Genomic DNA, 4,650 nt, shown 5'->3' on the forward strand with positions numbered 1-4,650 from the left:
CCACCTACGCTCCGCCGCCACCGCCCACCGCGCTTGCGGCAGCACGCAAGCACACGCCCGCACCTCGAAAGGCTGCCCCGCCCCCGCCCGTGACCGGCAACCTCGCCCGCAAACCCGCGCCCACGCCCATGCCCGCGTCCGCTCCGGCCAAGGACGACTGGAGCGAGTTCTAGACGCTCCGTCTGCCCCGCCGCCCCCCGCGTTATCTCCTTACAGGGTTCGACCGCATGATCAGCCTCCCCCCCATCTGCGACCGTAGCGCCGCCAGCGCGCTCTACCCGGAAATCGCGGAATCGCTCGGGCCCGCCCCGCTCGGCCTCGATGCCAGGCGCGTCGAGCGGATCGGGCAGGCGATGCTGCAACTGCTCGTCTCGGCCGCGCGCAGCGAGGGCGGCATCGCGATTCACCAGCCGAGCGCCGCGTTCACCGCCGCGCTGGCGCTCACCGGGCTCGATCACGTGGTGATGGAGGGCATGACGGCATGACCGAAGACGACATCAAGCAGATCTTCTTCGTCGAATGCGAAGAATCGCTCGAAGCTGCCGAAGCAGGTCTTGCCGCCTGCCGCGAGGGTACGCACGATGCCGAAACGATCAATGCGATCTTTCGTGCGGTGCATTCGATCAAGGGCGGCGCCGGGGCCTTCGGGCACACGGCGCTGGCCGCCTACACCCACGGCTTTGAAAACCTGCTCGGCGACGTGCGCGAGGGCAAGGTGCCACTAGTGTCGGCGCTCGTCGATCTCCTGCTGCTCGCGCTCGATTGCCTGCGCGATCATGTCGAGGCGGCGCGCGGCGGCGGCGCTCCGCCCGACGATGCCGAGCTTCTGGCGCGGCTCGAAGCGGCGCGAGCGGGCAACGGCGGGGAGGTTGCTGCTTCCCCGCCCGCGCCCGCGCCCGCACCGCACGCTGTCCCTCCAGCCGCCGCCGATCCGCTCGACGATCTCGATGCGTTGCTCAACGAGCTCTCCGCCCCCGCCGCGCCACCTGCGCCCGAAACCTGGCTGCTCCACATCCGCCCTCATGCGGGCGCGATGACCAAGGGCAGCGAGCCGCTCCTGTGGCTGCGCGAACTGACCGATCTGGGCGGCACCTGCGAGCTTTGCGACATCGCCGCTGTTCCCACCTTCGATCGCCTCAAGGTCGAGGAAGGCTATCTCGGCTGGACTTTCCGCATGCCCGGCAGCGTATCGCGCGAGGCGGTGGCCGAGATATTCGATTTCGTCGGCGACGAGGTTGCGCTCGCCTATGACGGCGACCCGATCCCCGCGCCGCGCATCGCCGCCTGTGCCCCCGCGCCCGCTGCGCCGCCAAGCGAGGCACTCCGGCCCATCGCCAGGCCCGAGGCCGTGGGTGCCGTCGCTCCGCCCCCGCCCGCTGCCGCCGCCGCCGCCGCCGCCGCCGCTGCGGCGCCCGCAGGGGGGACGGCCAACCAGTCGGTGCGGATCGACCTCAGAAAGCTCGACATGCTGATCGACGGTGTCGGCGAGCTGGTGATCGCGCAGGCCATGCTCGCCCAGCGCCTCACCAACGAGAACCTCGCCCATATCGAGGAGCTTGCGCTGATCGACGGTTTGGTGCGCGACATTCAGGAACACGCCATGGCCTTCCGCGCCCAGCCGATCAGCTCGGTGTTCGGCCGCGTGCCGCGCCTGCTGCGCGAACTCGGCGGCTCGACCGGCAAGCACGTGAAGCTCGAGGTCGCGGGCGAGACCACCGAGCTCGACAAGACCGTGATCGAACGCCTGTCCGAGCCGATGACCCACCTCATCCGCAATGCCGTCGACCACGGGATCGAACCGCCCGAGGAACGCCGCGCCGCGGGCAAGGACCCCGAAGGCACGCTCACCCTGTCTGCCGAACAGAAGGCCGGGCGCATCATCATCCGCATCGCCGACGACGGGCGCGGCATCGACCGCGACCGGGTGCTGGCGAAAGCCATCGCCAATGGCCTCGTCGCCCCGGATGCGCTGTTGTCCGATGACGACATCAACCAGCTGATCTTCGCCCCCGGCTTTTCGACTGCCGCGCAAGTCTCGAACATTTCGGGCCGCGGGGTGGGCATGGACGTGGTCAAGCAGAACGTGAAGGAGCTGGGCGGGCGTATCACCATCGAGAGCGTGCCGGGCAAGGGCACCACATTCAGCCTCGCCCTGCCGCTGACGCTGGCGATCTCGGACGGGATGATCGTGCAGGTGGGCGACCAGTCGCTGGTGATCCCGCTCACCCACGTGATCGAGAGCCTTCGTCCGACCCCCGCCGACGTCAAGGGCATGGGCACCCGCGCGCAGATGCTCAACGCGCGCGGCAGCTTCGTGCCGATCGTGCCGCTGGGGGTGCTGACCAGCGCCAATGAGGCCGTCTCCAACCCCTGCGAAGGCGTGCTGGTGCTGGTCGAGACCGAAGGCCACGGTCGCGCCGCGCTGCTGGTCGATACGATCACCGATCAACGCCAGTTCGTGATCAAGGCGCTGGACGCCCACTACCGCCAGATCGATTCTGTGGCGGGGGCGACGATCCTCGGCAACGGCAAGGTCGCGCTGATCGTCGACGTCGACTTCCTTGCCAGTCATGCCGCACGCAGTCTGGTGGGCACCGCGGTGCTGGCCGCGGCGGCCTGACAATGCACGGATCGGTCGCTCCCTCAGACAGCCCGAGCATGGTCCCCGGCGTCAGCCCGGCGATCTATGGCGAGGCCGATTTCTGCCGGATCGCGGAGCTGATCCATGCCGAGACCGGGATCGTGCTGTCCGAGCGCAAGAAGATGCTCGCCTATTCGCGTCTCGCCCCGCTGGTTCGGCGCAGTGCGCTGACGAGCTTCGGCGCCTTCCTCGACACTCTTGCCGATGACCCGCGCACCATGACCGAGGTGATCGCCGCGCTCACCACCAACCACACCTATTTCCACCGTGAGCCGCACCATTTCGAGCATTTCGAAAGCGTCGTGCGCCCCGAGCTGCTGCGCCGCGCCGATGCGGGCGCGGATGTCCGGATCTGGTCGGCGGGCTGTTCGACCGGCGAGGAGATCTGGACGCTGATGATGGTGCTGCTCGGGCGTGATCGCGCCGCGGGGCTGAAGCTGGCGCGCGGCAAGCTGATCGCGCTGGCCAGCGACATCTCGGTCAACGCGCTCGCGAGCGCGCGGGCTGCGCACTATCCGGCCAGCGCGCTCGAGGCCCTGCCCGAGCCGCTGCGCCGCGCCTGGTGCGTCCCGGCCAGCGGCAGCGCGGGCGAGCCGCGTCTCGCGATCGCCCCCGAGGTGCAGGCACTGGTGCGGTTCCGCGAACTCAACCTCATGGGCGAGTGGCCGATGAACCGTCCCTTCGACGTAATTTTCTGCCGCAACGTCATGATCTATTTCGACATTCCCACCAAGGAACGGCTGATCGAGCGCTTTGCCCGCCAGCTCGCACCGGGCGGCTATCTCTACATCGGTCATTCCGAACGCGTCAGCGGGCCTGCCACCGCGCTGCTCGAACCGGTCGGGCCGACCATCTACCGGCGAAAGGGCCACGCATGACGATCCGGGTCCTGATTGTCGACGATTCCCCCCTGATGCGCGCGCTGCTCCAGCACCGCCTGGCGCGCGAGAGCGACATTGCGGTGATCGGCACCGCCGCCGATGCCGTCGAGGCGCGGGGAATGATCAAGGCGCTCGATCCCGACGTGGTGACGCTCGACATCGAGATGCCGGGGATGGACGGATTAAGCTTCCTCGAAAAGATCATGCAGCTGCGCCCCACCCCGGTGATCCTTGTCTCAGGCGCGACCGAGGAGGGGGCGAGCGCGACCGCACGCGGGCTGCAACTGGGCGCGGTCGGCTGCATCGCCAAGTCGCAGCTGCGCATGACACCGGGCGAGGAAGACGACGGCGCGCTGCCCGCCATGGTGCGCGAGGCGGCGCGGGTGCGCTTCGTCCACACCCCCGGCCCGCCACCGCCCCGCCCGCCTGCTTCCGAACCGGTTGCCCCCTCCGCCACGCTCCCCGACGTAATCGTCATCGGCGCCTCGACCGGCGGCGTCGAAGCGCTCCACACCGTGCTCTCCGGCTTTCCCGCCGATTGCCCGCCGACGCTGGTCGTCCAGCACATCAACGGCTGCTTTGCCGGCGCGATCGCCCAGTCCTTCGACCGCGCGATCCGCCCGCGGGTGATGCTGGCGGAGAGCGACATGCCGCTGGAACGCGGCACGGTGCTGCTGGCGCCGGGCAATGACCGCCACTTGCAGGTCGCTTCGGCGGGGATGCTGGGGCTGCGCTGCGTACTGCGCGAGGGTGAGCCGGTCACCGGTCACCGCCCCAGCGTCGACCGGCTGTTCGCCTCGCTCGCCTCCACCCTCGGGGCTGCGCGCGGGGCCCGCGCGCTCGGCATCCTGCTGACCGGCATGGGGCAGGACGGCGCGCAGGGCATGGCCCAGCTCGCCAGCATCGGCGCGCGCACCATTGCGCAGGATCAGGCGAGCTGCGTCGTCTTCGGCATGCCGCGCGCCGCGATTGAGCTGGGCGCCGCGCAGGAGGTTCTGCCGCTCGACAGCATCGCCTCCGCCATCTTCACTCCGGCTCGCGCGGTGCTGTCATGAGCGATATGACCCCCTTTCTCGCCCGTGCCGCCGCCCCGCCCGAAATCCTGCGCGTCACCATCGTCCAGGGCGA

General features: G+C 69.7%; 4 protein-coding genes. All 4 read left to right on the forward strand.

Translation table 11 applies throughout. The features are described from left to right. Positions 1 to 227: 227 nt before the first annotated feature. From NBV68_RS17805 to cheB, 4 genes are read left to right on the forward strand one after another with little or no spacing between them, the layout of a single operon-like run. The gene (locus NBV68_RS17805; RefSeq protein WP_296312483.1) at positions 228 to 485 is read left to right on the forward strand and encodes an STAS domain-containing protein; all 258 of its coding nucleotides are present in this window, start codon (positions 228 to 230) and stop codon (positions 483 to 485) included. Then, positions 482 to 2,620 carry a chemotaxis protein CheA gene (locus tag NBV68_RS17810; protein ID WP_296312486.1) on the forward strand — a complete coding sequence of 713 codons (2,139 nt, stop codon included), beginning with the start codon at positions 482 to 484 and terminating at the stop codon, positions 2,618 to 2,620. The genes NBV68_RS17805 and NBV68_RS17810 overlap by 4 nt, the downstream gene beginning before the upstream one ends. Before the next feature lie 38 nt (positions 2,621 to 2,658). Next, positions 2,659 to 3,519, forward strand: coding sequence for a protein-glutamate O-methyltransferase CheR (locus NBV68_RS17815; protein ID WP_296312488.1), 861 nt, complete (start codon positions 2,659 to 2,661; stop codon positions 3,517 to 3,519). Next, positions 3,516 to 4,577: a chemotaxis-specific protein-glutamate methyltransferase CheB gene (cheB, locus tag NBV68_RS17820; RefSeq protein ID WP_296312491.1), complete on the forward strand. Its 1,062-nt coding sequence runs from the start codon at positions 3,516 to 3,518 to the stop codon at positions 4,575 to 4,577. The genes NBV68_RS17815 and cheB overlap by 4 nt, the downstream gene beginning before the upstream one ends. Positions 4,578 to 4,650: the final 73 nt, after the last annotated feature.

It is taken from the genome of Erythrobacter sp., from assembly GCF_023653175.1.
Lineage (GTDB): Bacteria > Pseudomonadota > Alphaproteobacteria > Sphingomonadales > Sphingomonadaceae > Erythrobacter.